Origin of the sequence: Streptomyces sp. BK79, from assembly GCF_044142145.1 — a bacterium.
Lineage (GTDB): Bacteria > Actinomycetota > Actinomycetes > Streptomycetales > Streptomycetaceae > Streptomyces.
On sequence record NZ_JBHVOC010000016.1, the window covers coordinates 81,961 to 107,881 of the forward strand.

Below are 25,921 nucleotides of genomic sequence, written 5' to 3' on the forward strand. Positions count from 1 at the left end.
CCAGGCGGACGGACCGTCGGCCGTTTCGGTGGCTGTGTGCGGGCCGTCAGTGGCTGTGTGGGTCGTCAGTGAGTGTGCGGCCGGAGCCACTGCGGCCGGTGGGTGCCCGTGGGGCGCCGGCCCTCCGCCCCGTCCGCGGTGCGGCTGCCCTCACCCCCCGAGTGAGCGGACAGCTCGTCGCGCTCCGCGGTGGCCCGCCTGGCGATCTCCCGGTCCCTGCGGCGCTTCTTGCCGCGGTGGCGCGCCAGCACGGTTCCGGCCAGCAGCATCCACATGCCCAGACCGAAGATCAGGGTCAGGGCGATACCGGCGAGGAACGCCCCGAGCGTGCTGATCGTGAACGGCTCGCTCCCGAGCAGGCTGACCGTGTAGTCAGGACCGCCGGAGAGGTTGTCCGCGATCAGCAACCCCGTGAAGGCGGCGGCGCCCGCCATGAGCAGCAGACCCAGCACCAGCATGGTTCTCACCTCGTCCATGTGGGGGTGCCCCGCACGGGTTACCAGCGGGCGGGGGGAGAAACGCGGCGACGCCCCCGTCCTTCGCCGTTGACAGCTCTGGTTAATGACGTTAGCTTATGGCTAATGATATTAGCCGAACTGGGAGAGGGGTCCTCATGACCGAGTACCTGACCGTCGACGGCGGCACGATCGCCTACGAGGTCGCGGGCTCCGGCCCGCTCGTCGTCCTCGCGCACGGCATGGGCGACAGCCGCGCCGCCTACCGTGCCGTGGTCCCGCCCCTGGTCGCGGCGGGGTACCGGGTGGCCTCGGTCGACCTGCGCGGCTGCGGCGAGTCCGGCGTCGACTGGCCGGCCTGGAGCCGCACGGCCCTCGCCGGCGACCTGCTCGCCGTGATCCGCCACCTGGGCGGCCCGGCCGTGCTCGTCGGACACTCGGTCTCCGGCGGCGCCGCCACCATCGCCGCGGCCCAGGAGCCCTCGCTGGTCACCGCGGTCGTCGAGCTGGCCCCCTTCACCCGCAAGCAGTCGATCCGCCTCGGTGACCTGCGCGTCAGGCGCTTCCGGCAGGGCATGCTGCGGCTGCTCGGCACCGCCGCGCTCGGCAGTGTGCCGCTGTGGCGCTCGTACCTCGACGTGGCCTACCCCGGTCCCAAGCCGGTCGACTGGGCCGAGCGGCTCGGCCGCGTCGACGCCCTCATGCGCGAGCCGGGCCGCATGAAGGCCATGCAGGCCATGGGCCGCAGCGCCCCGACCGACGCCGGCGCCCGGCTCGGCGACGTCCGCTGCCCGGTCCTGGTCGTGATGGGCACGCTCGACCCCGACTGGGCCGACCCGCACGCCGAGGGCTCGGCGATCGTGGCGGCCCTGCGGCCCGGCCTCGGACGCCTGGAGATGATCGAGGGCGCCGGACACTACCCGCACGACCAGTTCCCCGACCGGGTGGTCTCGCTCCTGCTCGCCTTCCTCGGCTCGGAGGCCACCCGTGCCTAGGGCGGGACTGGACCCGGCGGCCGTGGTCGCGGCCGGCGCCGCCCTCGCCGACGAAGTGGGCCTGACCGGTCTGACCATGGGCCTGCTGGCCGAGCGGCTGGGTGTGCGCACCCCGTCCCTGTACAAGCACGTGGCCGGTCAGGAGGATCTCAACCGCCGTATCGCGGCCCTGGCGTTGGGCGAGGCCGCCGATGCCGTCGGCCGCGCGGTCCAGGGGTACGCGGGCCGCGACGCCCTGGCGGCGGCGGCGCGCGCCTTCCGGGCCTTCGTCGTCGAGCACCCCGGCCGGTACGCCGCGACGATCGGCGTGGAGCCGACCGGCCCGGACGACCCGATGGCCGTCGCGGGAAGGCGGCTGCTCGACGCGTTCACGGCCGTCCTGCGCGGCTACGACATCGACGGGGCGGACGTGGACCACGCGCTGCGGATGCTCCGCAGCCTCTGCCACGGCTTCGCCACGCTGCAGGCGGGTGGCGGCTTCCAGTGGAGCGCCGACGTGGACGAGAGCTTCGAGTGGCTGATCGCCTTCGCCGACCGGGGCCTGCGCGCCGGTGCGCGCGGGTGAGGCTCCTCTGTTCCGGGGAACCCGCCGGTGCCCACTCCACGGCGGGCACCGGCGGTTCTCCCCGCAGGGCGTCAGACGTCAGGCCTCAGACCTCAGGCGCCGATGCCGTAGAGGGTGAACTCCTCCCAGGAACCGGTGATCTCGGCCGAGCGGGCGCGCAGCGCGTACTGCAGCGATCCGGTGTAGCCGTTCTCCATGGTGACGAACAGGCCGTTCAGCGTGGACTGGAGCGCCCAGCGGTCCAGGCCCTCGTTGTAGTAGAGGACGAACCGCTCCCAGCCGCCCACGCTCGTGGAACGGGCGCGCAGCACGTTCTGCGCGCTGCCGGTGTAGTTCTTCTCCACCGCGATGTAGCGGTCGTTCGCCAGCGACCTCAGGGCGTAGGTCTCGGAGGCCTCGTCCCACTCGAAGGCGAAGCCCTCCCAGGAGCCGCCGAACTCGGCGGAACGCGCCCGCAGCACACCGGTGTTCGGCGCGGCGTAGTTCACCTCGGTGGCCACGAAGCGGCCGTTGCGGGCCGACTGCAGGGCCAGCAGCTCGGGCTCCTCGGCCGCGGCGGAGGCATCCTCCCCGGCGGCGAGCGGGGCCCGCCGGGCGTCCGGCTCCGCGCCGATCCGCGCCAGGTCGGCGGCGTCCACCGCCTCCCATCCGGCGGGTACGGCGGCCGGCCGGTCGGCGCCCGGTGCGGCCAGGGCGGCGGGCGCGGCCACCGCGGAGGCCGCCAGCACGGCGGTCAGGGACAGCAGGACGGAGGTCATGCGTCTCACAGGGTTTCCTCAACTCTCGTCAAACGGAACCGGGGCGGCGAGACGACGAACGGGACTCGCGACGGGTTTTCGCCCGCCTTTCCGGGACGTCCTCGGCACGAAAGCCGACATCGCGCACAGCGCGAAAGACTCCAGAACGGCGACGTCATCCCCCGGATTTCTCCGCACCCCCCGACCACTGCTTTCCGCGCCCCTCCCCGGACGCGTGAGCAGCCGCTCCGCCCATCCGGCGAAGCGGCTTCAGCATAGTGACGCGACGTGCGTTCCGGCAGTGATCAGTGAGTAATTCGACGGCTTTTGATCGCCATCACCGTGCATTACGCATTCCGCGGTTCTCCGTTAATGCCGGAGCAACTTCTCGTTACCTTCGGGGCCGCGTCCCGGGTCCGCCGCGCTCGGTGGATCCGCGCGGTCAGCGGCTGCCGCGCGTCACTCCGTCGACCACGAATCCGACGCCGATCCCGAGCAGCCAGGTGTCCTTGGCCAGGGCCGTACCCTCCTGGGTCGGGCGCAGCCCGCCCTCCTCGCGCATGCCGGGGGTGCGCAGGTACAGGCCCACCAGCCCCGCCGAGAACGCGGTCAGGCCGGCCCCGGCCACGGCCGTCGGCACGACCGGCAGCAGCAGCGCGGCACCGAGCGCGATCTCACCGGCGGACAGGAGGCGGGCGAAGGTCGCGGGCTGCAGCTTGTCGAGGAACGGATAGGTGTTCTTCGCCATTCCGTGCAGCATGGCAGCGGTCTGCTCATCGGCGTTCCGCTTCGACAGGCCCGAGTTGAGGATGAAGGCCCCGGTGGCCAGTCGTGGGGCGATGTGCCTGAGTTCGACGGGCAGACGCATGAGAACTCCTAGCGGCCGATTCCTGGAGACTCGCGTCAGCCTAGGGCGCGCGGCGGCCACCCGCAGGGCGGAGGAACGGGTACTGCGCCGAACGGGTCATCGCCGGGCGCGGCGCGTACGCCCGGGCCGGTACGAGCGGTTACTCCCGCCGTGGGACGTCATGGGGGCCGCCGCCCGGCAGCGTGGGTGGGGTGAAACTCAGCCGCCCCGCACGCCGGGCCTCCCTCGTCGTCCATGTCGTCGCCTCCGCGGGCTGGCTCGGGCTCTCGCTCGGACTGCTGGCGCTCGGAGCCACCGCCGCCACCACCGGGTCCGCGGTGACCATGGAGGCCGGTGTCCGTGGCATGAAGCTCTTCGCCGACTGGCTGCTGCTCCCCCTCGCCCTCCTCACCCTGTCGAGCGGGGTGCTGCTGGCCCTGGGCACGCCGTGGGGGCTGGCCCGGCACCGGTGGGTGGTCACGAAGTTCTGGCTCACCCTCGCCACCACGACCGCCACCGTCCTGGCGCTGCGTCCCGGGGTGGACTCGGCGGTCGCGGAGGTCGCCGGGGGCGGGCCGCTGCCCGACGCGGGCGACGTGCTGTTCGGACCGGTCGTCTCCCTGTCCGCCTACACCTTCATGACGGTGATCTCGGTTCTCAAGCCCTGGGGCCTCACACGGCGTGGCCGCAGACTGCGCGCGTCGGCCGGGCCCGCCAGGCCCGCCAGGCCCGCCAAGTCGGCCGGGTCGGCCGGGTCGGCCGGGTCGGCCGGACCGGCACCGACGGCCGCACCGGACGGGCGGGGCGGACCCGCCGGCGCCGCACCGGCCACGGCTGCGCCGGGATCCGCCCGTTCGTAGCATGGGGGCCATGACCGGCACTGTCCCCGACCTGATGCGGGCGGCGTACATCGACTCCGTCGGTCCGCCCGGCCACATCCGTTACGGCGAACTCCCCGTGCCGCCGGTCGGACTCACGGACGTGCTCGTGCGGGTCGGGGCGGTGGCCGTCAACCCTGTGGACACCTTCGTGCGGTCCGGCGCCTACCCCACACCGCTGCCGTTCCCCTTCGTCGTCGGCCGTGACCTGGTCGGCGAGGTCGCCGTGGCCGGACCCAGTGCGGCGGGCTTCACCCCCGGGCAGCGGGTGTGGTGCGACAGCCTGGGCCACGGGGGCCGACAGGGAGCCTGCGCCCAGTACGCGACCGTCGCCGCCGACCGGCTCTACGCGGTGCCGCCCGGCATCGACGGGGAGCACCTCGTGGCCGCCGCGCACCCGGCCGCGTCGGCCTGGCTGGCACTCTTCCGGCACGGCCGGCTCAGGGCGGGGGAGGCCGTGTACGTCGGTGGCGGCGCCGGAAACGTGGGCGGGGCCGCCGTCGCCCTGGCCGCCCGGGCCGGGGCGCGCGTGGTCGCCACCGCGCGGCCCGAGGACGCGGCGGCGGTGCGCGGGCTGGGCGCCGCCGAGGTCCTCGACCACCGCTCGCCGGGCCTCGCCGGACAGATGCGCCGCGCCGCCCCCGGCGGTTACGACGTACACCTGGACACCTCCGGGCGGGCGGTGCTCGCCGACGCCGTGGACGCGCTGGCCCTGGGCGGGCGCCTGGTCGCGATGGTCGGCCTCGGCCGGGGCGCCGCCGAACTGCCCGTGAGCCGGCTGTACACCAGGGACGCGAGCATCGTGGGCTTCGCCATCAGCAACGCCACGACCGCCGACCTCGCCGAGGCGGCGGAGGGCGTGGTGGGGCTGCTGCGGGACACGCCGTGGCGCCCGCGCATCGCGGACCGGCTGCCGTTGGCGCGGACGGCGGAGGCTCACCGCAGGCTGGAGGCCGGTGAGGTGCGCGGACGCCTGGTCCTCACGGTCCCGGCCGGGGCCGGGGCCGAGGACGGACCGTGAGCGACTGCTGGGCGTGCCCGACGGGGCCGTCGACGTCGTGCAGCACCGTGCTGGTGACGCCCTGCCCGGTGGGGCCGAAGACGACGGTGGTGTCCAGGCCGGTCCAGCGTCCGCGCGGGGCGCGGTGCAGGTGCAGGGTCAGGTCGACGTTCGGGAACATCCACCGGTCGGGCGACTGCCGTACGGCGATGCCGTTGGCCGTGTCGACCAGCGCGACGTAGGACGCCAGCGGGCTCGCCGCCTCCCCGGCGACCAGATCGAGCCCGGTGGAGAACCAGGCGGTGGCCCGGCCCGGCCGGGGCGAGCCGACGGGGCGCACGTCCAGGGAGGCGATGTAGCCGCCGGGCCACTGCCGGGCCATCGGCCAGGACGTGAGCGTCTGCGGTGCGGTGAGCCGGTCCGCCCCGCCGCCGGCGACGGCGCCCGTGTCCACGTCGGCGAGGAGCCAGGCCCTGGTCCGCACCACCGGCCGGCCGGCGATGAGGGTGGTCGCCTCCACCAGCTCGATGGTGCGCCCGGGACGGACCGTCTCCACCCGTATCTCGCACTCGTCCAGGGCCGGGCGTCCCAGGATGTCGAAGCTGATCCGGCTCATCGACAGCCCGGCGGGGCCGCGGCCCGCCAGGTGGCGGTCGAGGGCGTGGACGGTGAGCCCCCCGAGCGGGCTGAAGTGCTGCTCGTCCTCGCTCCACGCCCCGCCCGCGTGCGGGGTCGGCTTGTAGCGGTGCTCGTCGATGCGCTCGTAGTAGCTGTCCGGGGTCGCTGTGCTGGTGTTCAACGGGCTGCTCCTGGAACGACGGCGGGCGACGAGTGCGGCGTACCGCGCGGGACCGCGCCCAGGATAGTTCGGTGCCGGATACAGGTATCGACGCCCCTGAGTGGTGGGACCTCCACGTGCCCCGCAGGCTGGTGAGGGACGAAGGGAGCACCGCGATGGCGAAGAACCGCGACAAGGGCGGCAATCTCCGAAAGGGTGACCAGGTCGCCTGGAGCAGCCACGGCAGCCAGGCGGAGGGCAAGGTGGAGAAGAAGATCACCGAGCGCACCGAGGCGGCGGGCCGCACCGTGGACGCCTCGCCCGACGATCCCCAGTACCAGGTCCGCAGCGACAAGTCCGGCAGGTCCGCGGTGCACAAGCCGTCCGCGCTGAAGAAGAAGTGAGGCGGCGTGGACGAAGCGGAGCGGCGGGAGACGCGAGAGCGTTTCCAGGAACTCGTGAACATGACGCCGGCCCGGCTGGAGAAGTGGCTGGCGTCCGACGAGTCGCGCGACGCCGGACAGCACAAGGACGGCGGGGAGTCCACGGGGCACGCCTCCGGCCGCCGGATCGTGGACATCCTGCGCACGAACCAGGGCGACCTCTCGGACGACGACCACCGGCACATGCGCGAGGTCGTCGGCTACATCCGCCGGCACCTGGCCCAGCGGCCCGCCGGCGACGTCCACGACACCCGATGGCGGTACTCGCTCATGAACTGGGGCCACGACCCGTCCGCGTGACACCGGGTCCGCGGCCGTACCCGCACGGAGGGCCGTACGCGCACGGAAAGGAACCGGCACGGCATGGAAGACCCGCACCGGCGCCCCGACGGCGTCAGCGACGAGACGGTGGAGGCCCTCGGCTCCCTCTCCAAGGCCCTGGAGACGACGGAACGCGCCCGCGGGCACCTGTTCGCCTTCCACCAGCTGACCGGGACGGCGGACTTCGAGCTGGACCGCGCGGTGGAACTGCTGAACGCGGCGGGCCATCCCGAGTGGGCGGAACGGGTCCGCACGGAGATCCTCGGCCGCAACGTCATCCCCGGGCACTGGACGTTCCAGATCGTGGAGGCGTACGACCGCACGTACTACGAGGCGTTCCGGGACCTGGAGCGGGCGGCGGTGGACCGGCTCGCCGGGGGTCGTGACCATCTCTACGAGGCCGAACTGAAGGAGGCCCGGCGGACCCGGAACCACCCGGACCACACCGCGCGCCCCGACAGCCCGGGCACCCGCCCGCCGAACGGCCCGTTCACCTGACGCCCGGACCGCGCACCGCCGACGGCGCGGGCGGGTGCCCCGGGCCGGCGGCGAGCCTTCTATACGCTGATCGCGTGGCGACAGCGAACCAGCGCGGACAGCACGCGCACGAGCGGGGCACCGGGGCCGGGCCCGAGACGAGCGACCTGCGGGACCTCGCGGTGCAGCTGAGGCGGATGAACGGCGAGATCAACCGCCTCGTGCAGAGCTTCGCCGGCCGATACGGCCTGCACGCCACCGACGTCCAGGCCCTCGCGGCGATCCTGGACGCGCCCGAGCCCATGACGCCGGGCCGGCTGCGCGAGCACCTGGGGCTCACCTCCGGCGCGGTGACTGCCTGCGTGGACCGGCTGGAGCGTGCGGGGCACGTGCGGAGGGTGAGGGAGAGCGCCGACCGCAGGGTCGTCCACCTGCGGTACGTGACCGACGCCCGCGCGACGGCCCGGACGTACTTCCGCCCGCTGGCCGAGGCCGCCGCCGCCACCCGCTCGCGCTTCGACGAGGGTGAACTGGCGGTGGTGCTGCGCTTCCTGACGGCGATGAACGAGGAACTGCACCACGTGCGGTCCGACGACCGCTGAGGTCCCGGCGCGCGGTGCATCCGGGGGACACCCGGGGGCAGAAGCCGGTGTGTCATGCGGCCCAAGTTATTTCAATCATTGAGATTGTTTATGATCGAGCTACCTTCCCAGCACCGCCGGCTACCAGGAGACCTGAAGACCGATGTCCATCCCCGCCCGACGAGCCCGCTGGCTCGTGCCCGTCGTCCTGCTCCTGGCCTGGCTCGGCATCGGAGGAACGCTCGGCCCCTACGCCGGGAAACTCGGTGAGGTCGCCACCAACGACCAGGCCGCCTTCCTGCCCCGCAGCGCCGAGTCCACCCGGGTCATCGACGAGCAGAAGGCCTTCCAGCAGGACGAGACCCTCCCGGTGATCGTCGTGTGGACCGCGGACGACGGCGGTGCCGTCACCGGTCAGCGCGCGGCGGCCACCCGGTCGGTCGCGGCCCTCGAAGGGGAGCCCGGGACCGTCGGCCCCGCGACACCCGCTCTCCCCTCCGAGGACGGCGAGGCCCTCCAGGCGGTCGTCCAGGTCGAACCCGACCTCGGCGAGCGCCTCCCCGACGTCCTGGAGCGGATCCGCGCCGCCGCCGCACAGGTCCCCGGCACCGAGGCGCGCCTCGCCGGGCCGGCGGCCTCGCAGGCCGACCTCTCCGACGCCTTCTCGGGCATCGACGGGCTGCTGCTCGGCGTCGCGCTGGTCACGGTGCTGGTGATCCTGCTGCTGGTCTACCGCAGCGTCCTGCTGCCCGTGGTCATCATCCTCGGCGCCGTCTTCGCGCTCGGCCTGGCCTGCGGAATCGTCTACGCCCTCGCCGACCGCGACGTGGTACGCGTCGACGGGCAGGTCCAGGGCATCCTCTCCATCCTGGTCATCGGCGCCGCCACCGACTACGCGCTCCTGCTCACCGCCCGCTACCGCGAGGAACTCGCCCGCCACCCGGACCGCTTCGGCGCCGTGCGCGCCGCGCTGCGCGCCTCCTGGGGAGCGATCGTCGCCAGCGCGGCGACCGTCGCCCTGGGCCTGCTGGCGCTGCTGCTCAGCGACCTGACCAACAACCGCGCGCTCGGACCCGTCGGCGCCATCGGCATCGTCTGCGCCGTCCTCAGCACGCTGACGTTCCTGCCCGCGGTCCTGGTCCTGCTCGGCCGCGCCGCGTACTGGCCGGCCAAGCCGGTGCGGACCGGCGACCCGGACGCCGGGCACCGCCTGTGGCACCGCGTCGCCGCGCTGGTGGACCGGGCGCCGCGCCGCATCTGGGCGGTGACCCTCGCCGCGCTGCTCGCCTGCGCCGCCTTCTCGCCGGCCCTCAGCTCCAAGGGCGTGCCGCTGGACGAGATCTTCGTCAACGACGCCCCCTCGGTCGCCGCCCAGCAGACGCTGGCGCGGCACTTCCCGGGCGGCTCCGGCAACCCGGCCGTGATCGTCGCCGACGCCGACCGGCTGGACCCGGTCCTCGCGGCGGCCCGCGACACGCGCGGCGTCGCCTCCGCCGACGCGGTGACCGCCTCCGGCCGCCCCGGCGGCGGTGCACCGAAGGTGGTCGACGGCCGCGTACGGATCGACGCGACACTCGAGGCGCCCGCGGACAGCGACGCCGCCAAGGACACGGTGTCCCGGCTGCGGACGGCCGTCCACGACGTGCGGGGCGCGGACGCCCTCGTCGGCGGCTACACCGCCCAGCAGTACGACACCCAGCGCACCGCCGCACACGACCGCACGCTCATCGTGCCGGTGGTCCTCGCCATCATCCTGGTCATCCTGATCGCCCTGCTGCGCTCCCTGCTGATGCCGGTGCTGTTGGTGGCGACGGTGGCGCTGAACTTCCTGGCCACCCTGGGCGTCTCGGCGCTCGTCTTCACCCACGTCTTCGGCTTCAGCGGCACCGACGCCTCCGTCCCGCTGTACGGGTTCGTGTTCCTGGTCGCCCTCGGCGTGGACTACAACATCTTCCTCATGTCCCGGGTCCGGCAGGAGTCGCTGGAGCACGGCGTGCGGGAGGGCATCCTGCGCGGCCTGACCGCCACCGGCGGCGTCATCACCTCGGCCGGTGTCGTCCTCGCCGCGACCTTCGCCGCGCTCGGGGTGATCCCGCTGGCCTTCCTGCTGCAGATCGCCTTCATCGTGGCCTTCGGCGTCCTGCTGGACACGCTCGTGGTGCGCTCGCTGCTCGTCCCGGCGCTCGCCCGCGACATCGGGGCCGTGGCGTGGTGGCCCGGGCGCCTGAGCCGCCGGCCCCGGGAGGGAGCGGCCCAGGGGACCGTGGCCGACGCGGGGAGCGGCGACTGACCCGCCGGGAGGCTCACGGCTCGGGGGAATCCTCCCGGGCCGGCGCCAGGGGCCGTACCGTGCCGAGGAAACGGCGTACGGCGATCTCGACGACGACCCGGTCCGGGTTCGCCCGGGGCCGCCGGTAGCGGGCCGCGTACCGGGCCTCCGCGTCCCGCACCGTCTCCGCGTCGTCCCGCACGGTGGCGACGCCCTCCAGGGTGGACCAGCGCCGGCCGTCCACCTGGCCCACGGCGACCACGGGACGCCCGGCCCGCTCGACGTTGCGCACCTTCGCGGTGCCCCGCCCGGTGATGATCCGCGCCGTCCGGGTGGCGTGGTCGTACGTCACCCCGACCGGGACCAGGTGCGGGGTGCCGTCGGCGCGGGGCGTCGACAGGAAACAGACCCGGCGCTCCTGCCAGAACCTCACGAACTCCGCGTCCGCGTCGGCCTCGTGGCGTGGCTCGGAGGCCGCCGTGTTCGTCGGGTTCGTCGTGTCCATCGTGCTCCTCGCGTGCGGTGTCGGTGCCCCCTGTCCCCGTCGGGGCCCGGCCACGCGGACGGCGCGGGCCGAGCGGACCTGAGGGGACGGCGGCCCGGCGGGTGCGACGGAGCCGGACGACCGAGATCCTACTCAGGCGGCGTCCCGGCCGGACGACCGGCGTGCGGCCGGTTCCGCCGCGCGGCGCGGCGACGCCCGCTCGGTCCGCCCGCCCGGAACGAGGCGCAGATGCCGGCGCCGGGCGTGCCGTGCCCGGGTGCGCTCGCCGAAGAGCCGGTCCTCCAGGCAGGTCATGGTGAACAACAGCAACCCCATACCCGGCAGCACCAGGACGGCAACGGTGACCACTCGGCACGCCCCCTCCGCTGTGGACGACTCCCTTCCGGGTGCCCGGGTCCGCACCGGCGATGGGCGGGGCGCGGGTGAAGGTGTCGCGACTGTCGGACATAAGGGGCTTCAAGTGATGAAAGGCGATGAGCGCGCCGCCGCGTCCCGGACGTCATGCTCCAGCCGTTCGTGGGTAGGCGGCCCCGACGGCGAAGACGTCATCCCCGAGGAAACGGAGCACTGGAGCCGATGTCGCACACCCTGCCCACCCCCGGCCCGTCCACGAACCCGCGGTTGGCGGCCTCGTGGTCGGACTGGATCGGCGACCACACCACGGCACTGATCGGGATACCGCTGCGCATCGCGCTCATCGTCGTCGTCCTGCTGGTGCTGCGCGCGGTGGCCAAGCGGGCCATCACCAGGGTCGTCCAGCGGGTACTGGAGCCGTCGGGCGGCGAGGCCGAGAGCAGCCGCCCCCGGCGCCCGGGCCGCGGGGCGGCCGTACTGCACCGCGACCGTTCGCGCGCGCGGCAGCGGCGCGAGCAGCGGGCCCGCACGATCGGCTCGGTGCTGAGCAGCGCCGTGACCATCGTGCTGTTCATGGTCGGGGTGGCGATGGTCCTCGACCAGGTCGGCATCGCGCTCGGCCCGCTGCTGGCCAGTGCCGGCGTGGTCGGCCTCGCGATCGGCTTCGGCGCGCAGAACCTGGTCGCCGACTACCTGTCAGGGCTGCTCATCATGGTCGAGGACCAGTACGGCGTCGGCGACTCCGTCGACCTCGGCGAGGCCGTCGGCGAGGTGGAGCACGTCGGCCTGCGGCTGACCCACGTCCGCGACCTCAACGGCGGCCTGTGGCACATCCGCAACGGTGAGATCTTGCGCGTCCGCAACGACAGCCAGGAATGGGCGCGTGCCGTCCTGGACGTCGCCGTCGCCTACGACGCGAACCTCGACACGGTCCAGCGCGTGCTGGAGGACACCGGCCGCGCCCTGCGCCAGGACCCGGACTTCGCGGACGTACTGCTGGAGGACCCCGCGGTGTGGGGCGTGCAGTCGCTCGACGCCGACGGGGTCCTCGTGCGCCTCGCCGTCAAGACCGTGCCGCTGCAGCAGTGGGGCGTCACCCGCGAACTGCGGCGCCGGGTCAAGGAAGCCCTGGACGAGGCGGGCATCGACATCCCCTTCCCGCAGCGCACGGTGTGGGTGCGCACCGACGCGCCGGAGGAGTCCGGCGCCCTGGTGCGCTGACGCCCCGCGCGTTCCCGCGCGTTCCCGCGAGTCCTCGCGCCCGACTTGCGGGACCGGCAAACTTCTTTGTCGCCCGGGGGCCGGCGGGTGCAGCCTGCACACGGGGCGCGCGGCGGTCGCGCGCCCGTCCGGGCGGACGCCCCCGTCCGCCCCGTCCGTGCGCAGGAGGCACCATGACCGACATGCCCGCACAGGCTCCCGCCGAGTTCTGGGAAGCCCGCTACCGCGACACCGACCGCGTCTGGAGCGGCCGTCCCAACGGACTGCTGGTCCGTGAGGCGAGTGACCTCACCCCCGGCACCGCGCTGGACCTGGGCTGCGGCGAGGGGGCCGACGCCGTGTGGCTGGCCTCGCGCGGCTGGCGGGTCACCGGCGTGGACATCTCCGGCACCGCGCTCGAACGGGCCGCCGGGCACGCCGCCGACGCCGGGGTCGGCGACCGGATCGCCTGGGAACGCCACGAGCTGGGCCGCTCGTTCCCCGAGGGCTCCTTCGACCTGGTGAGCGCCCACTACCTCCAGTCGCCGGTCCCCCTCGACCGGCGGACCGTGCTGCGCGCCGCCGCCGCGGCCGTCGCGGACGGCGGAACCCTGCTGGTCGTCATGCACGCCGGCTGGCCCTCCTGGCAGACCGAACCACCGTTCGACGCCGTCTTCCCCACCCTGGAGGGGGTCCTCGCCGAACTCGCCCTGCCGGACCACGCGTGGGCCGTCGAGACGAAGGAGACCGTCCGCCGCCCGAGCGTCTCGCCCGAGGGCGTGGAGGGCTTCCGCGAGGACAACGTCTGGCGCCTGCGGCGGAGCTGATGCGGCGGGGGCGGGCCGTGGTGACGGGCCGGCCCGTCACCCGCGAGGCCACTGATGTCCGATTTGTTGAAAAAGTTATCTCCTGTGATTTTTGAGAAGAGAGGAATGCTTTGTGAGTTCCCGGACACCTGTGGTGTGAAGGCCATTGGCTACCAGAGGGAGATGGTGAAATGCCTTCCAAGGACAAGGTGCTCGAGGAAGTCACCAGCACCGAGAACATCGACATCGAAGCGGTACTCGACCCCACCGAGCCCGACGGAGTCTTCCGCGACAGCCGCGAGTGCGCCGCGCTCGCCCTGCAGTCGGGAGGCACCAGCCTGCTGCTCTCCCCGCCGACCCCGCGCCCGAAGAAGGGTTGACGGACCGACGGGAGCAGTGAGATGGAGCAGTCGAGCACGTCAGCCCTTCTCCAGGGAACGGTGCTGGACCTCGCTTCCGACGTGGTCTCCGCTCTTCGGAGCGGAGACCACGTGCGAGCGGGGGGCACCCTGGTGGGAGGCGGCGCGGGCGAGAGCGTCGCACGGGCGGCGGTACGCGTCCTGGGCGCGGACACGCTGTTGCCCACCGTCCTGATGGGCGTTCCGCCCGACCCCGGCCAACTCGCCGTGTTCAAGGACGCGGTGGCGGCCCACCCGCCGCGCGCCGACGCGGCCCCCGCCGTCGTATGGAGCCACTGGGCCATGGCCCGTGCCCTGCGCCGGATCGAACCACCCCTGAACGACCCGCTCGCCGGCGAGGCGGACGCGGAACCCGACGCCGGCTGGCTGTACGACGCCGGCTGGCAGTACCTGACCCACCAGCTCGCCGTACTGGCCCCGCTGGCGCTGCCCGGCGAGGAGTGCGCGGTGACCCGCGCGGCCCGCGGCCGCCCGGTGGACGTCGCCCGGGGCTTCGTCCGGGCGGTGCGCCGCCGTGACTGGCAGCAGGCGGCCGGAGCCGGTCGCTGGCTGACCCTCCTGGACGGCGTGCCCGACACCCTCGGCCTCGACGCGGGACTCGACTTCGTACGGCTCATGGGCGGCAGCGACCCCCGGGTGGCCCTGCAACTGGAGGCGGCGCGGCTGATGCCGGCCGGAGTCCTCCTGTGAGCGTCCGGCGGGTCGAGGAGGCCGCCTTGGACTGGGTGGACGCCCACCGCGACGGCTTCACGCTCGGCGAGGACGCGCTGGCCGCCGAAGGGCAGGTGAACCGCACCTGGAAACCCCTGGGCGAACTGGCCCAGGTCTGCGCCTCCGTGACCGCGTCCACCCCGCCCTCGGACCCGCTGCACGTCCGCGCGTCCGAGCTGCTGGACTTCGCCTGGCAGCAGACCCGCGGGGGCGAGCTGTTCGCGCTGATGCAGTCGCTGGAGCCCTTCGCCACCTACCCGCTGGAGGTGTACGCGGCCTTCGCCTCGGCCGGACACCGGCACCCCGGCTACGAGGCGTCCGCCGCCGTGGTGGCCCGCACCCGGGGCTGGCGGCTGACCGAGCAGTACCCCACCCGGCGGCTCGGCGTCATCGAGGCCGAGCGGCGCAGCGGCATCCGCCCGCACGGCCGGGTGCCCCAGGCACTGGACCGCACCTGGCTCGGCGGCCTCCCCGAACCGTGGACGTTCGAACGCGCGGCCGGGTACGCGCTGACCCACGTCGTCTTCCACCTCACCGAATGGGGACGCACGGCCCGGGGCGTGCCGCCGGACCTGGCCGACTACCTGCTGCACTGGCTGCCGCCCTGGCTGGACACCTGCCTGGACGCCCGGATGTGGGACCTGAGCTGCGAACTGCTGGCGGTGGCCGCGAGCCTGCCGCGCCTGCCGGAGCCCGCCGTCCTGGACGACGCCTGGCGGCGGGTCGCGGCGGCCCAGCACCCGTCCGGCGCGATCCCCGAGGAGGGCGCGCTCCAGGACGCCGCCGAGTCCGCCGCCGGACCGGCCGCCGGACCCTCCGCCGGGCCGGCCGGCGAGACCGGCACCGACCCCTACGCCTTTACCGACTGCTACCACTCCACCCTGATGGCCGCGTTCGCCGCGTGCCTCACCACCGCACGGCTCGGCGACGCGGACCACACCCGACAAGGAGTGCCGGGATGACGGACACCCGCCTGATACACGGCGTGGGCGTCGGAGCCCTGGAGTGGCTCTGGGCCCACCGCGACGGATTCCGGCTGGAGCCCGACGTGGACCCCGAGGTCGGCTTCCTGGAGCGCTTCAAGCCCATCGGCGAACTCGCCCTCATCTGCGCGGTGCTCTTCCGCGAGGGCGTCGCCGGATCCCGGCAGGCCCAGCTCGCCCGCCAACTGCTCGACCACACCTGGCGGGACACCCTGGACGGCGGCCGCATGCTGGTGCGCGGGCAGCGCGTCGAACCGTTCTCGCCCGTCCCCTTCGAGGTGTACCTGCCGTTCAAGGAGCTGGGCTACAGCCAGCCCGAGGTGGAACGGGCGACCGCCCTCAACCACCGGCTGGACAGCTGGACGCGCTTCCCGGTGACCCCCACCCGGCGCCTGGGCCTGTCCGCCTTCCAGCGCCGCTTCGGCCTGCCCGCCCGGCCGCCCGAGGCCGGCCTGGCGGGCACCACCTGGCTGGCCGCCACCCCCGAGCCGTGGACGGTGGAGGGCCACACCGCCTACGACATCACGCACACCGTCTTCCACCTCACCGACTGGGGCGAGAACCCCGGCGGCCTGCCGGCCCCGATCGCCGACTACCTCGCCACCTGGCTGCCGGTCTGGATCGACGACTGGCTCGACCTCGAACGCTGGGACCTGCTCGGCGAACTCCTCGTCGTGGACGCCTGCCTGCCCCGCCCCACCTTCGACGAACCCGCCTGGCGGGCCTTCGCCGCCGCGCAGCAGCCCGACGGCGCCATGCCCGCCGTACGGACGATGCCCGAGGGGGACGCCGACACGGTGTTCGACATGGTCTACCACCCGACGCTGGTCGCCGCCTTCGCCTCGGTCCTGGCCACGTCCCGCGCGCTCGGCGAACTGACGCACAGCGCGTCATGACGGCCCGTCGCACGCCCTGGCCGGGCGACCCCGCGGACGACGAGTCCACCACGCCGGTACCGGAGCCCGACCCGGGCGCCGACGCCTCGGCCCTCCGCGCGCGGCTGGCCGAGGCCGTGGACGCCTCCGACGCGCCCGACGTCGTCTTCGCCGTCTCCCGGCACGGCCTGCGCACCCTGCACCGCGGCGGCACCGCCCCGCCCCCCGCCGTCCCCCGCGAGGACCTGCGCTACGAGATCGGGTCGGCCTCCAAGACGTTCACCGGACTGCTGCTGACCCGGCTGATCCGGGACGGTGTGCTCACCGGCGGCGAACCGGCCGCCGGCTGCCTGGATCCGGGCCGCCCGCCCGGCCCCGCCCCCGTGACCCTCGCCCACCTCATCACCCACACGTCGGGACTGCCCGCCCTGCCGGCCGACTTCGTCCGCCGCGCCCTGCCCGCCTGGCGCACCAACCCCTACGCCCGCTACCCGGCCGCGCGGCTGACCGAGACCTTCCTGCGCCACCGCCCCCGGCACCGCCCCGGAACCCGCTGGCACTACTCCAACTACGGCGTCTCCGTCCTCGGCCACGCCGTCGCCGCCGTCACCGGCACGGCCTGGGAGGACCTGCTCACCGGGCACGTCCTGCGCCCGCTGGGCCTGGGCGGCACGGCCCTGCGCGCCGAGGACGCGAAGACCGACGCCACCGGGCACGGCAAGGACGGCCGCACCCCCGTGCCGCCCTTCGACGCGGGGGGCTTCCAGGCGGCCGGGGCGGTCCGGTCCACCCCGCACGACCTGCTCACCTTCCTGGAGGCCCACCTGGATCCGGCCGGCTCACCGGCGGCCGGCGCGCTGCGCTCGGTGCGGGTGCCGGTGCTCAGGCGCGGGCTGGGGCACCGGCACGTGCACACCGTGGCCTGGTTCCGGCATCCCACCGACGGGGGGCCGATGTACTTCCACAGCGGCGCCACCCTCGGCCAGCAGGCGTTCCTGGGCTTCAGGCCCGACACCGGCACGGCCCTGGCCGCCGTGTGCACCCGGCGGTTCCGCGCCCGCGACCCGTTCATCGCCACCGCCTACGCCCTCCTCGCCCAGGACGAGGCGCCCGCGTAGAGGCGCCCGTACGGCGGCGGCGCGGGGCCGCGATCCCGCCGCGGCCCCGCGCCCACCCGCACCGCCCTCCGGCGGTGTCTCACCGTCCGTCAGACCCGCTGCCACAGGGCCGGCGTGGTCTCGGGCGACCAGACACCCTGCGCCTGGTGGTTCTGCAGGCAGCGGTACCGCACCCCCGCGTGGGAGACCGTGGTCCCGGCCTCGTAGACCCGGCCCGCTGCCCACGCGTCGGCCGCCGCGTTGTCCTGCGGCGCGGGCGTCCCCGCCGCGGCCGAGGTGGTCTTCAGCGTGAGGCCGAAGTCGCCGAGCAGCGGGTTGATCGGCTGGTAGAAGGTGGTGCCGCCGTTCGTGCAGTCACCGGAGCCGCCGGACGTGGTGCCCTGCGCCTGGGCGCCGGCCACGAAGGGGCCGCCCGAGTCGCCGGGTTCGGCGCACACGGTCGTCTCGGTGAGCCCGTCGACCGTGCCCTCCGGGTAACTGACACTCGTGTCGTGCTGGCGGACCGTGCCGCAGTGCCACCCCGTGGTGGAGCCGGAACGGCACACCGACGCACCCACCAGGGCCTCCACCGACCCGGCGACCTGCACCTTCTGGCCGTCCTGCGCCTTCACGTCCGGGGTGGCGGTCCAGTCGGCGTTCACGCCCACCCACGCCATGTCCTTGCCGGGGAACGTCGAGGCCTGGAAGGTGCCCTGGTCCGCCTCGTTGAACCCGGTGGTCGTGGCGCCCGGCTTGCCGCAGTGACCGGCCGTGGCGAAGCCCTGCCGGTCGTCCTTGGTCACCGAGAAGCCGATGGAGCAGCGGGCCTGACCGTCGATGTAGTAGGCGTCGCCGCCCACGAGGTCCTCCAGCACCCGCGGCCGGTGCGCCGAGACCCGCACGCCCACGTCCCGGCCCTCGACCCCGGCGGTCTCGGCGAACTCCGCGGCGGCCGACGCGCTGGTGGCCTGGACCACGACCCGGTTGGCCCGGACGTCCACGTACCAGACCGGAGTCCGGGCGGTCTGGGCGCGAGCGGCGGCGGCGTCCAGCTTCTCCTTGACGGCGCGCAGCTCGCCCAGCCCCCTGTCGACGACGGCGGCCGTGGCGCCCTGCGCCTCGATGGCGGCGGTGTCGGCGGCGTCGGTGGTGGCGACGGTGAGCTGGGCGGCGGTCGCGCCGCTCACCCAGGCGCCGGCGTAGCGGTCGCCCAGCGTGTTGCGCAGCAGGCCGGCCCGGGTGCCCGCCTCGGCCTCGTTGACCAGCCGGGCCGCCGCCTGGTCCGGCGTCAGTTCCAGGTCGCGCTGCATCGCGCGCAGCACCTGGGCCGACGGCTGGTGGGCGCCGAGCGTCCGGGCGGCGGTGGACACCGGTCCCGGGGCGGGCGGCGGCGCGGCCGACGCGGCCGAGGGGAGTGCGGTCAGGACCAGGGCGCCGAGCGCGGTCAGGGCTGCGCGGCGGCTGCGCGCGGCATGTCTGCCGACCATGCGATGTGCCTCCTTCAAGGCTGTGCGGGACAGCGGGAATCGGTGGGGGACCGTGGAACACGGTGCGACTGCGGCGAAGTCACAGGCCTTGCCGGAAAGCTCCGCGGCCATGTCGGAGCAGGGCGTCTTTCGCGCGATGGGGGACGCGGTGGGTGCCAAGTGCAGTACGCGCACCAGCGCCGGGCGGGCTCAGGCGGGCGTCAGGCCGGGGCTGCCCGCCTCGGTGACGAAGGACGCGGCCGTGGTGATGGGCGCGCCGGGCGTGCTGATCGCGTCGACCGTCCGGAAGTCGAGGCGGGCGGCCTGGCGGTCGAGTCCGATCCGGACGTAGCCGCGCTTGCCGTTGTAGAACTTCATGTGCGGGTTGGCCCGCATGTACAGGTCCCAGTTGGCGGGCTGCTCCACGCCGTCCCGCCCGCTGGCCACCGAGGTGCAGGTGACCTCCGTGCCGACGGTGGCGGACGCCGGGTCGTCGAAGTCGTCCTTGACGTCGAGGGCGTAGCCGACGTGCACGTCGCCGGTCAGGATCAGCCAGTTGTCGACGCCCGCCGCCTTCGCCCCGGCGACGACCCGGTCGCGGGAGGCGCGGTAGCCGTCCCAGGCGTCCATCGACATCGCCGCGTCGGCCGTCACGTCGAACTTGCGCTGGGAGAAGCAGACCTGCTGGGGCATCACGTTCCACAGCGCCGACGAGTTCTGCCATCCGTCGAGGAGCCACTGCTCCTGCGCGGCGCCGGTCATGGTGCGCGCCGGGTCGTCGGACTCGGGCCCGGGGGCGTGCGGCCGGTCGTCGTAGGCCTGGTCGGAGCGGTACTGCCGGGTGTCCAGGATGTCGAACTGGGCGAGCGTGCCCCAGTGCAGCCGGCGGTAGAGCTGCGCGTCCGGGCCCTGCGGGAGCTGGGCGGCGCGCAGCGGCTGGTTCTCCCAGTAGGCGCGGAAGGCGGCGGCCCGCCGCAGCAGGAACTCCTCCGGCGGGATGCCGTTCTCCGGGATGCTGCCCGCGTAGTTGTTCTCGGTCTCGTGGTCGTCCCAGGTGACGACGAAGGGGTGCGCGGCGTGCGCGGCCCTGAGGTCCTCGTCGCTCTTGTAGAGGGAGTAGCGCAGCCGGTAGTCCGCGAGGGTCATCGTCTCCCGGTTGAACACCTCGGGCAGCGTGCGGTCGGTGTAGCGGCGCTCCCCGCCCTCCGCGTTCACCGCGTACTCGTACAGGTAGTCGCCGAGGTGGAAGACCACGTCCACGTCGTCCTCGGCGAGGTGCCGGAGCACCGTGTAGTAGCCGTCCATGTAGGCCTGGCAGGCGACGGCCGCGAGCTTCAGCCCCGACGTGGCGCTGCCCGCCGCCGGCGCGGTGCGGGTGCGGCCGGCCGGGCTGAGCCAGGCACCGGTCCGGAAGCGGTAGTGGTACACCGTGCCCGGCGTCAGGCCCTTCACGTCGACGTGCACGCTGTGGTTGTACTCGGCGTGGGCCTCGGCGGTGCCCCGGAACAGGACGGCCGCGAAGTACTCGTCGAGCGCGACCTCCCACTCGACCGCGACCCGCTCCGTGCCCATCCCGCCGTCCTCCAGGAACGGCTCGGGCGCCAGCCGGGTCCACAGCAGCACCGAGTCCGGCTGGGGATCGCCGGAGGCGACGCCGAGCGTGAACGGGTCCTTGGTGATCCGGGCGGAGCGCAGCGGAGCGGCGACCGCGCCGCGGGCCGGCAGGTTGGTGGAGAAGGCGAGCGCGGCGGCGGCCGCGGTGACCGTGAGGAAGCGGCGGCGGCCGAGGTGCCGTGCGGCGGCGCCCATCACGGCGTCGTGCGGGGAGAAGGCGTGCTCGGCCGGTCGGCTGTGACGGCCCGTGGGCGCCATCTGGTGTCCTCTCGTACGGGGCGGGCGGTCCATGGGCGAGCGGCACGGGAACCGGGTGGGCCCCGGGCGGTCGCCCCACGCGCACCGGCACGGGGTACTCGCCTCGGGCGGGCCGGTGCGCGCCGTCCGTGCCCGGGTCCCGTCGCGCGGTGGCGCCGACCCGCCTGCGCGGACCCCGCATGCTAAGCAGACGAATCGGCCGAAACCGGAAGGGCTTGCGGAGTGATCACACAGGAGGGCGTACGCGCGTGTGGGCGTCGCCCGTCCGGGGCACCCGGCACGGACGAGCAGGGGGGGGCACACGGGGCTTGGGTCACCGGAGAGAAGAGTGGCGGGTGGAGCCGATGGCCAGGACACGGCGTTACGAGGTCGCGGCCTCCGGCCGCTGGTGGGACGAGGACGACAACCGCTGGCTGCCCGCCGGTGAGGTGCACGCGTGGGAGCAGGGCACGAACCAGACCGTCTGCGGCCTGTCCCTGCACCGGTCGCGGCTGTCCCGGTTCGCGGCCGTCCCCTGGACGGACGTGCTGCCCGAGTCCGGTGGCGCGGCCGACGCCGTCCGCCGGGTCTGCCCCCGCTGCGCCGCCGCGGCCGGCCGCCGGGGTGCGGACGCCCGCCCGGCCTGGCGCCGCACCGACCCGCGGCCTTGAACTCCGCCGCCGCCCGTCCGCCTACGAGGGCAGCGGTGAGCGGCTGACGCGGATCTTGGACTGGCCGTGCGGCCGCTTCTCCCAGTCCTCCATGAACCGCGCGTGCAGGCGGTGCTGGGCGGCCAGCGTGAGCAGGGTGTCGGTGCGGTAGTAGAAGTCCTCGCGGAGCACGTGGTGTTCCGTGCCCCGCGTGCGGTCGAAGGTGAAGTCGAAGAACCCGGTGTCGGTCAGCACGCGGCCGACGTGCGCGAGGCACTCGTCGATGACGCTCAGGGGGGAGTGCGAGAAGACGCTGTGCGCGTGGACGACGTCGAAGTGCGCGTCGGGCAGGAACTCCAGCCTCAGGTCCCCCGTGAGGGTCAGGTGGGGCAGCTTCGCCTGGAGCCCGCGCTCGGTCAGGGTCTTCTTCGCGGCGATCAGGATGTCGGGCGAGATGTCGATGCCGTAGTAGTGGCCGGCGTCGAGGTGGTCGATGAAGCGCCAGCCGCCGCGCAGGTTGCCGCAGCCGATGTCGAGCATGCGGTGCTCGGGGCGCAGCCCGTGCTCGATCAGGTAGTCGAACTGCATCTGCCCGAGCGCCAGCCAGCGGTCGTGGGTCCGGCTGCCGACCGCCGCCTCCGGATCGCGGCGGGTGTCGGAGGCCATCACCGCCCGGTAGTAGCCGACGTGGTCCGGGTGCCTGAGCCGCAGCCACGCGTCCCGGCCGGCCCGGCGGACGTAGGGGCCCACGCGTTCGGGGTGGCGCAGCGCGTAGCCGACCTTGTGGGTGAGCGCGGCGCGGTTGCGGCGCAGCTTCGTCGGGGACGTGGCGTCCTTCGCCATGGTGCCTCGACCTCCGGGTGAGGGGACGGTGGGGAGGGTGCCGCAGAGCGTGCCAGACCCGGCGGCGCGACGACAGGACCGTGACCACGGCGAGGCGCCCGGCGCCCCGGTCGCCCCGTGCGGCCACCCGGCCGGCGTAAGGAGGCTGGACTGTTCGTCCAGCCGTTGGACGTGTAGTCTCAGGAGTCCGGAGAGCGGCAGCACGGGAAGCCCGAGCGAGGAGGAGACCGTGAGCGCATCGGCCCCGGACGCCGAACGGGACACCGTCCTCGGCGCGCTGCGCCCCGTCGTGGACGGGATCGCCGCGACGTTCGGCCCCGTCTGCGAGGTGGTCCTGCACGACTACCGGCGTCCCGACCACTCGGTCGTGGCGGTCGCCGGGTCGGTGACCGGACGCACGGTGGGCGGCGCGATGAGCGAGATCGGCATGCGGGCACTGGCCCGCGGCGACGAGGCCCGGGACGAGCTGAACTACGTCACGCGCACCGGCGACGGCACCCTGCTGAAGTCCTCCACGATGCTGCTGCGCGACTCCACCGGCGCCGTGTTCGGCGCCCTGTGCGTCAACCTGGACGTCACCGCCGTCGACCGGGCCCAGGCACTGCTCGGCGCCCTGGCGGGCGCGGCCGGCCCCGCCGCGGACGCGCCGCCGACCGTCTTCGGCGACGACATCGACGCGGTGGTCGACGCCATCGTGGACTCCCACCCCCTGCGCCGCGACCGGGGCTGGGCCGCACTGGACCGCGCACAGCGCCTGGAACTCTTCCGCGACCTGGACGCACGCGGCGTGTTCGCCGTACGCCGCGCGGTCGAGCAGGTCGCCGCCCGGCTCGGGATCTCCCGGGCCTCCGCCTACCACTACCTCGCCCAGGCCCGCGCCGAGCCCCGCCCGGCCGCCGGGACCGACTCCGCCGGAGGACACCCGTGACGACCACCACCCCACCGGTCACCCTCGACGACGTCCGCGCCGCCGCCGCCCGCCTGGCGGGCGTCGCCCACCGCACCCCGGTGCTGCGCTCCCGCACCCTGGACGCCCTGGCCGGCGCCGAGGTCCACCTCAAGTGCGAGAACCTCCAGCGGGTGGGCGCCTTCAAGTTCCGCGGCGCCTACAACGCCGCCTCCCGCCTCACCCCGGAGCAGCTGTCCCGGGGCATCGCCGCCTACTCCTCCGGGAACCACGCTCAGGCCGTCGCCCTCGCCGCGCGGGAACTGGGCACCACCGCCGTCATCGTCATGCCCGAGGACGCGCCGCCCTCCAAGCGGGCCGCCACCGCCGGGTACGGCGCCGAGATCGTCACCTACGACCGCTACACCGGCGACCGCGTCGCCGTCGCCGAGGCCCTGGCCGCCGAGCGCGGACTGAGCCTGATCCCGCCCTACGAGCACCCGCACGTCATCGCCGGACAGGGCACCGCCGCCCTCGAACTCGTCGAGGACACCGGGCCCCTGGACGCGCTGATCGCACCGGTCGGCGGCGGCGGACTGATCGCCGGGAGCGCCACGGCGGTCAAGGGCCTGCACGCCGGCACCCGGGTGATCGGCGTCGAACCGGAGGCCGGGGACGACACCAGGCGCTCCCTGGCGGCGGGCCGGCGTGTCACCGTCCCGGTCCCGCGCACCATCGCCGACGGTCAGGCCCTGCCCACCCCGGGCGAGCTGACCTTCTCCGTGAACCGGCGGCTGCTGGACGGGATCGTGCTGGTCTCAGACGACGAGATCCGTGACGCCATGCGCTTCGCCTTCGAGCGGCTGAAGACCGTCCTGGAACCGAGCGGCGCCACCGGGCTGGCCGCCCTCCTCACCGGCCGCGCGGGCACCCTGCCCGGCCGGGTCGGTGTGATCCTCTCCGGCGGCAACGTGGACGCCGCACGCTTCGCCCGCCTGTGCGGCACCGCGCGCTGAACGCCCGCGTCCCCCGGATGGCGGCCCCGACTTGACAGGCGGACGATGGAAGGTGGGGCCAGGGAAAGGAGAAGCGTCATGTTCGAGGCCAAGACGCTCGACAAGCCGGACGAGCGGCGCGATTTCCCCCGCGGGCACATCGAGGCCGTCCACATGGAAGGGCTCGACTTCGCCGTCGCCACCTTCGAGCCGGGCTGGCGCTGGTCGGAGTCCGTGGCGCCCATCGCGGGCACCGACACCTGCATGATCCACCACAACTGCTACGTGGTGCGGGGACGCATGTGCGTGCGCATGGACGACGAGGGCACCGAGAGCGAGGTGGGTCCCGGCGACGTGTTCGTCTGCTCGCCCGGGCACGACGCCTGGGTCGTCGGCGAGGACCAGTGCGTGGTGTACGACTTCGCCGGAGGCATGGCCAGGGACTACGCCAAGGCGGCCGACTGAACCACGGACCGCCACGTCACACCGGCACGTCGCACCGGCCTGTCACACCTGTGTCACCCGGCGCGTCGCACCGGCGGGGAAGCGCGGAGGAGGGGGCGACCGTCACGGCGGTCGCCCCCTGATACCTCCCACTTACACCTACGCCTCACGTCCGCTCACGCGGCCGCCGCCACCGCCCCGACCGCCGGCGTACGCAGCACCCGCCGCGCCGTCCCCAGGCTCGTGCCCAGCGTCACCGCCGCCGAGACCGCCACCATCGCGAGCCAGACGCCGAGGAACTGGTCCGGCAGCACGCCGTCGGTCCGCACGACCGTGAACGGCACCACCCCGGCCAGCGCGGCCACCGTCCCGAAGAACACCCCCGTGACCGTCAGGATCACGCCCTCGGCGGCGACCACACCCAGCACCTGCCCGGGCACCGCCCCCGCCAGCCGCTGCTGCCCGAACTCCCGCGAGCGGTACGTCGTGGCCGCGTACAGCGAGTTGACCAGCATCACGCAGACGAAGACCGCGATGACGCCGACCACGGTGAGGTTCAGCGTCTCCAGGTTCTTGGCGTCGACCGACTTGACCAGACCCGAGGCGCTCACCGCGTCGCTCTCCACCGCCTGCATGGTCAGCGTCGCCGTCGACACCGCCGTGAACAGGATCAGCGACACCAGGACCCCGGCGAGGTGATCGGCCCGCTCCCGCAGGTTGCGCACCGCCAGCCAGCCGCTCGCGCCGCTCAGCGGCAGCCGGGACAGCACGCCCTTCAGCAGACGAGGCGACAGCAGCGCGAAGCCCACCGACAGCAGGATCGCCCCGTAGGCCGGGGGAGCCATCAGCGCCTCGTCCGTCGCCGAGAACAGGAGGGTGGCACCGGCCCCGGCGGCGCCGGTCGCCAGCGCCGCGTACGCCAGGAACCGCTTGGCCCCGGCCCGCTCACGGCTGCCCCGCGTCACCCGCCGCACCGCGAGGAACGCGGCGCCGGCCGACGCGAGCAGGGTGACGAACACGCCGCTGACCAGGGCGACGGGACCGAAGGAGTACGCGACCGACGGCGCCACCTGGCCGCCGTCCTGGAACATCTCCAGCAGCGCCCGCCCGCCGAGCATCGCGGTGCCGACCGCCGGTGCCGCCCCCACCAGGGCCACGGCCACCGCCTCACCCACCACCATCCGCCTGATCTGCGCCGGCGTCGCCCCCGAGCAGCGCAGCAGCTCCAACTCGGCCGTCCGCTGACGCACGTTGACCGTGAGCGTGGACGCCACCGCGAAGAACACCAGCAGCGTCCCGTAACCGCCGACCACACCCGCCGCCGTGCCCAGCGTCTCCGAACTGACCGGGTCCACCCCGGCCTGCCCGGCGGTGTCGTGCAGCGAGTTGAACGCCATGATGATCGTCGCCCCCAGGAAGGCGGACAGCAGCGTCGCGAGGAACCGTCCGGGGCGTCGCCGGATCGACCGCAGGGCCAGTACGAACATGGC

At 74.2% G+C, this 25,921-nt stretch carries 29 protein-coding genes and 1 pseudogene; 20 read left to right on the plus strand and 10 right to left on the minus strand.

The window, feature by feature from the left end; genetic code table 11:
• Positions 1–65 precede the first annotated feature (65 nt).
• The gene (locus ACFIF2_RS20985) at positions 66–476 is read right to left on the minus strand and encodes a hypothetical protein (RefSeq protein WP_395574720.1); all 411 of its coding nucleotides are present in this window, start codon (positions 474–476) and stop codon (positions 66–68) included.
• A gap of 137 nt (positions 477–613) precedes the next feature.
• Between ACFIF2_RS20985 and ACFIF2_RS20990 the strand changes: the two genes are divergently transcribed.
• Positions 614–1,450 carry an alpha/beta fold hydrolase gene (locus ACFIF2_RS20990; protein WP_395574721.1) on the plus strand — a complete coding sequence of 279 codons (837 nt, stop codon included), beginning with the start codon at positions 614–616 and terminating at the stop codon, positions 1,448–1,450.
• A 22-nt stretch (positions 1,451–1,472) separates the two neighbouring features.
• Entirely contained in the window at positions 1,473–2,015 is a 543-nt protein-coding gene (locus ACFIF2_RS20995; RefSeq protein WP_395574854.1) for a TetR/AcrR family transcriptional regulator, read from the plus strand.
• Between the two features lie 92 nt (positions 2,016–2,107).
• Here the strand turns inward: ACFIF2_RS20995 and ACFIF2_RS21000 are convergent, their stop codons facing one another.
• Together ACFIF2_RS21000 and ACFIF2_RS21005 are read right to left on the minus strand one after the other, a co-directional pair.
• Positions 2,108–2,773 carry a fascin domain-containing protein gene (locus tag ACFIF2_RS21000; protein WP_395574855.1) on the minus strand — a complete coding sequence of 222 codons (666 nt, stop codon included), beginning with the start codon at positions 2,771–2,773 and terminating at the stop codon, positions 2,108–2,110.
• Positions 2,774–3,194: 421 nt separating this feature from the next.
• The gene (locus ACFIF2_RS21005) at positions 3,195–3,620 is read right to left on the minus strand and encodes a hypothetical protein (RefSeq protein WP_395574722.1); all 426 of its coding nucleotides are present in this window, start codon (positions 3,618–3,620) and stop codon (positions 3,195–3,197) included.
• Between the two features lie 191 nt (positions 3,621–3,811).
• Between ACFIF2_RS21005 and ACFIF2_RS21010 the strand changes: the two are divergent.
• Together ACFIF2_RS21010 and ACFIF2_RS21015 are read left to right on the plus strand one after the other, a co-directional pair.
• Positions 3,812–4,330, plus strand: a pseudogene (locus tag ACFIF2_RS21010) (DUF2269 domain-containing protein); the annotation flags it as partial.
• Between the two features lie 139 nt (positions 4,331–4,469).
• Positions 4,470–5,498 carry an NADPH:quinone reductase gene (locus tag ACFIF2_RS21015; protein WP_395574723.1) on the plus strand — a complete coding sequence of 343 codons (1,029 nt, stop codon included), beginning with the start codon at positions 4,470–4,472 and terminating at the stop codon, positions 5,496–5,498.
• Here ACFIF2_RS21015 and ACFIF2_RS21020 read toward each other — a convergent pair.
• Positions 5,458–6,276: a thioesterase family protein gene (locus tag ACFIF2_RS21020; RefSeq protein WP_395574724.1), complete on the minus strand. Its 819-nt coding sequence runs from the start codon at positions 6,274–6,276 to the stop codon at positions 5,458–5,460. The genes ACFIF2_RS21015 and ACFIF2_RS21020 overlap by 41 nt on opposite strands.
• A 155-nt stretch (positions 6,277–6,431) precedes the next feature.
• Between ACFIF2_RS21020 and ACFIF2_RS21025 the strand changes: the two genes are divergently transcribed.
• The 5 genes from ACFIF2_RS21025 to ACFIF2_RS21045 all read left to right on the plus strand — a co-directional run bounded on the left by ACFIF2_RS21025 (position 6,432) and on the right by ACFIF2_RS21045 (position 10,367).
• A complete protein-coding gene (locus tag ACFIF2_RS21025; protein WP_395574725.1) occupies positions 6,432–6,659 on the plus strand; it encodes a DUF2945 domain-containing protein in 228 nt (75 codons plus the stop codon).
• Positions 6,660–6,665: 6 nt separating this feature from the next.
• Entirely contained in the window at positions 6,666–6,998 is a 333-nt protein-coding gene (locus ACFIF2_RS21030; RefSeq protein ID WP_395574726.1) for a DUF3140 domain-containing protein, read from the plus strand.
• A gap of 63 nt (positions 6,999–7,061) precedes the next feature.
• Positions 7,062–7,517 carry a hypothetical protein gene (locus ACFIF2_RS21035; protein WP_395574727.1) on the plus strand — a complete coding sequence of 152 codons (456 nt, stop codon included), beginning with the start codon at positions 7,062–7,064 and terminating at the stop codon, positions 7,515–7,517.
• A gap of 74 nt (positions 7,518–7,591) precedes the next feature.
• A complete protein-coding gene (locus ACFIF2_RS21040) occupies positions 7,592–8,098 on the plus strand; it encodes a MarR family winged helix-turn-helix transcriptional regulator (RefSeq protein ID WP_395574728.1) in 507 nt (168 codons plus the stop codon).
• A 142-nt stretch (positions 8,099–8,240) separates the two neighbouring features.
• Positions 8,241–10,367, plus strand: a complete 2,127-nt coding sequence (locus ACFIF2_RS21045; protein ID WP_395574729.1) for an MMPL family transporter — start codon at positions 8,241–8,243, stop codon at positions 10,365–10,367.
• Between the two features lie 13 nt (positions 10,368–10,380).
• Here ACFIF2_RS21045 and ACFIF2_RS21050 read toward each other — a convergent pair whose 3' ends face one another.
• Together ACFIF2_RS21050 and ACFIF2_RS21055 are read right to left on the minus strand one after the other, a co-directional pair.
• Positions 10,381–10,851 (minus strand): pyridoxamine 5'-phosphate oxidase family protein, encoded by a 471-nt coding sequence (locus ACFIF2_RS21050; RefSeq protein ID WP_395574730.1) that lies wholly within the window; start codon positions 10,849–10,851, stop codon positions 10,381–10,383.
• Positions 10,852–10,983: 132 nt separating this feature from the next.
• Positions 10,984–11,199, minus strand: a complete 216-nt coding sequence (locus tag ACFIF2_RS21055) for a hypothetical protein (protein ID WP_395574731.1) — start codon at positions 11,197–11,199, stop codon at positions 10,984–10,986.
• A gap of 228 nt (positions 11,200–11,427) precedes the next feature.
• Between ACFIF2_RS21055 and ACFIF2_RS21060 the strand changes: the two genes are divergently transcribed.
• The 7 genes from ACFIF2_RS21060 to ACFIF2_RS21090 all read left to right on the plus strand — a co-directional run bounded on the left by ACFIF2_RS21060 (position 11,428) and on the right by ACFIF2_RS21090 (position 17,317).
• Positions 11,428–12,426, plus strand: coding sequence for a mechanosensitive ion channel family protein (locus tag ACFIF2_RS21060; protein WP_395574732.1), 999 nt, complete (start codon positions 11,428–11,430; stop codon positions 12,424–12,426).
• Between the two features lie 173 nt (positions 12,427–12,599).
• Positions 12,600–13,232 carry a class I SAM-dependent methyltransferase gene (locus ACFIF2_RS21065; RefSeq protein ID WP_395574733.1) on the plus strand — a complete coding sequence of 211 codons (633 nt, stop codon included), beginning with the start codon at positions 12,600–12,602 and terminating at the stop codon, positions 13,230–13,232.
• A gap of 170 nt (positions 13,233–13,402) precedes the next feature.
• Positions 13,403–13,591: a hypothetical protein gene (locus ACFIF2_RS21070; RefSeq protein ID WP_395574734.1), complete on the plus strand. Its 189-nt coding sequence runs from the start codon at positions 13,403–13,405 to the stop codon at positions 13,589–13,591.
• A gap of 21 nt (positions 13,592–13,612) precedes the next feature.
• Positions 13,613–14,320, plus strand: a complete 708-nt coding sequence (locus ACFIF2_RS21075) for a hypothetical protein (RefSeq protein ID WP_395574735.1) — start codon at positions 13,613–13,615, stop codon at positions 14,318–14,320.
• The gene (locus ACFIF2_RS21080) at positions 14,317–15,303 is read left to right on the plus strand and encodes a DUF6895 family protein (protein ID WP_395574736.1); all 987 of its coding nucleotides are present in this window, start codon (positions 14,317–14,319) and stop codon (positions 15,301–15,303) included. Before ACFIF2_RS21075 ends, ACFIF2_RS21080 begins: the two co-directional genes overlap by 4 nt.
• A complete protein-coding gene (locus ACFIF2_RS21085) occupies positions 15,300–16,220 on the plus strand; it encodes a DUF6895 family protein (RefSeq protein WP_395574737.1) in 921 nt (306 codons plus the stop codon). Before ACFIF2_RS21080 ends, ACFIF2_RS21085 begins: the two co-directional genes overlap by 4 nt.
• Positions 16,217–17,317: a serine hydrolase domain-containing protein gene (locus tag ACFIF2_RS21090; RefSeq protein ID WP_395574738.1), complete on the plus strand. Its 1,101-nt coding sequence runs from the start codon at positions 16,217–16,219 to the stop codon at positions 17,315–17,317. The genes ACFIF2_RS21085 and ACFIF2_RS21090 overlap by 4 nt, the downstream gene beginning before the upstream one ends.
• An 89-nt stretch (positions 17,318–17,406) precedes the next feature.
• Here the strand turns inward: ACFIF2_RS21090 and ACFIF2_RS21095 are convergent, their stop codons facing one another.
• Both ACFIF2_RS21095 and ACFIF2_RS21100 read right to left on the minus strand, forming a co-directional pair.
• Complete coding sequence (locus ACFIF2_RS21095; RefSeq protein ID WP_395574739.1) at positions 17,407–18,783, minus strand: alpha-lytic protease prodomain-containing protein; 1,377 nt, start codon at positions 18,781–18,783, stop codon at positions 17,407–17,409.
• Between the two features lie 189 nt (positions 18,784–18,972).
• The gene (locus ACFIF2_RS21100; RefSeq protein ID WP_395574740.1) at positions 18,973–20,634 is read right to left on the minus strand and encodes an alkaline phosphatase D family protein; all 1,662 of its coding nucleotides are present in this window, start codon (positions 20,632–20,634) and stop codon (positions 18,973–18,975) included.
• 344 nt (positions 20,635–20,978) lie between these two features.
• Between ACFIF2_RS21100 and ACFIF2_RS21105 the strand changes: the two genes are divergently transcribed.
• A complete protein-coding gene (locus ACFIF2_RS21105; protein ID WP_395574741.1) occupies positions 20,979–21,284 on the plus strand; it encodes a hypothetical protein in 306 nt (101 codons plus the stop codon).
• Between the two features lie 21 nt (positions 21,285–21,305).
• On the opposite strand, the gene ACFIF2_RS21110 is transcribed toward ACFIF2_RS21105, so the two are convergent.
• Positions 21,306–22,106 carry a class I SAM-dependent methyltransferase gene (locus ACFIF2_RS21110; RefSeq protein WP_395574742.1) on the minus strand — a complete coding sequence of 267 codons (801 nt, stop codon included), beginning with the start codon at positions 22,104–22,106 and terminating at the stop codon, positions 21,306–21,308.
• A gap of 229 nt (positions 22,107–22,335) precedes the next feature.
• On the opposite strand from ACFIF2_RS21110, the gene ACFIF2_RS21115 reads away from it, so the two are divergent.
• From ACFIF2_RS21115 to ACFIF2_RS21125, 3 genes are all read left to right on the plus strand, one after another.
• Positions 22,336–23,034, plus strand: a complete 699-nt coding sequence (locus ACFIF2_RS21115) for a transcriptional regulator (RefSeq protein WP_395574743.1) — start codon at positions 22,336–22,338, stop codon at positions 23,032–23,034.
• Positions 23,031–24,008, plus strand: a complete 978-nt coding sequence (locus ACFIF2_RS21120) for a threonine/serine dehydratase (protein WP_395574744.1) — start codon at positions 23,031–23,033, stop codon at positions 24,006–24,008. Before ACFIF2_RS21115 ends, ACFIF2_RS21120 begins: the two co-directional genes overlap by 4 nt.
• A gap of 78 nt (positions 24,009–24,086) precedes the next feature.
• Positions 24,087–24,452: a cupin domain-containing protein gene (locus ACFIF2_RS21125; RefSeq protein WP_395574745.1), complete on the plus strand. Its 366-nt coding sequence runs from the start codon at positions 24,087–24,089 to the stop codon at positions 24,450–24,452.
• 155 nt (positions 24,453–24,607) lie between these two features.
• Here ACFIF2_RS21125 and ACFIF2_RS21130 read toward each other — a convergent pair whose 3' ends face one another.
• On the minus strand, positions 24,608–25,918 hold the full coding sequence (locus ACFIF2_RS21130) for an FtsX-like permease family protein (RefSeq protein WP_395574746.1): 1,311 nt from the start codon (positions 25,916–25,918) through the stop codon (positions 24,608–24,610).
• Positions 25,919–25,921 lie beyond the last annotated feature (3 nt).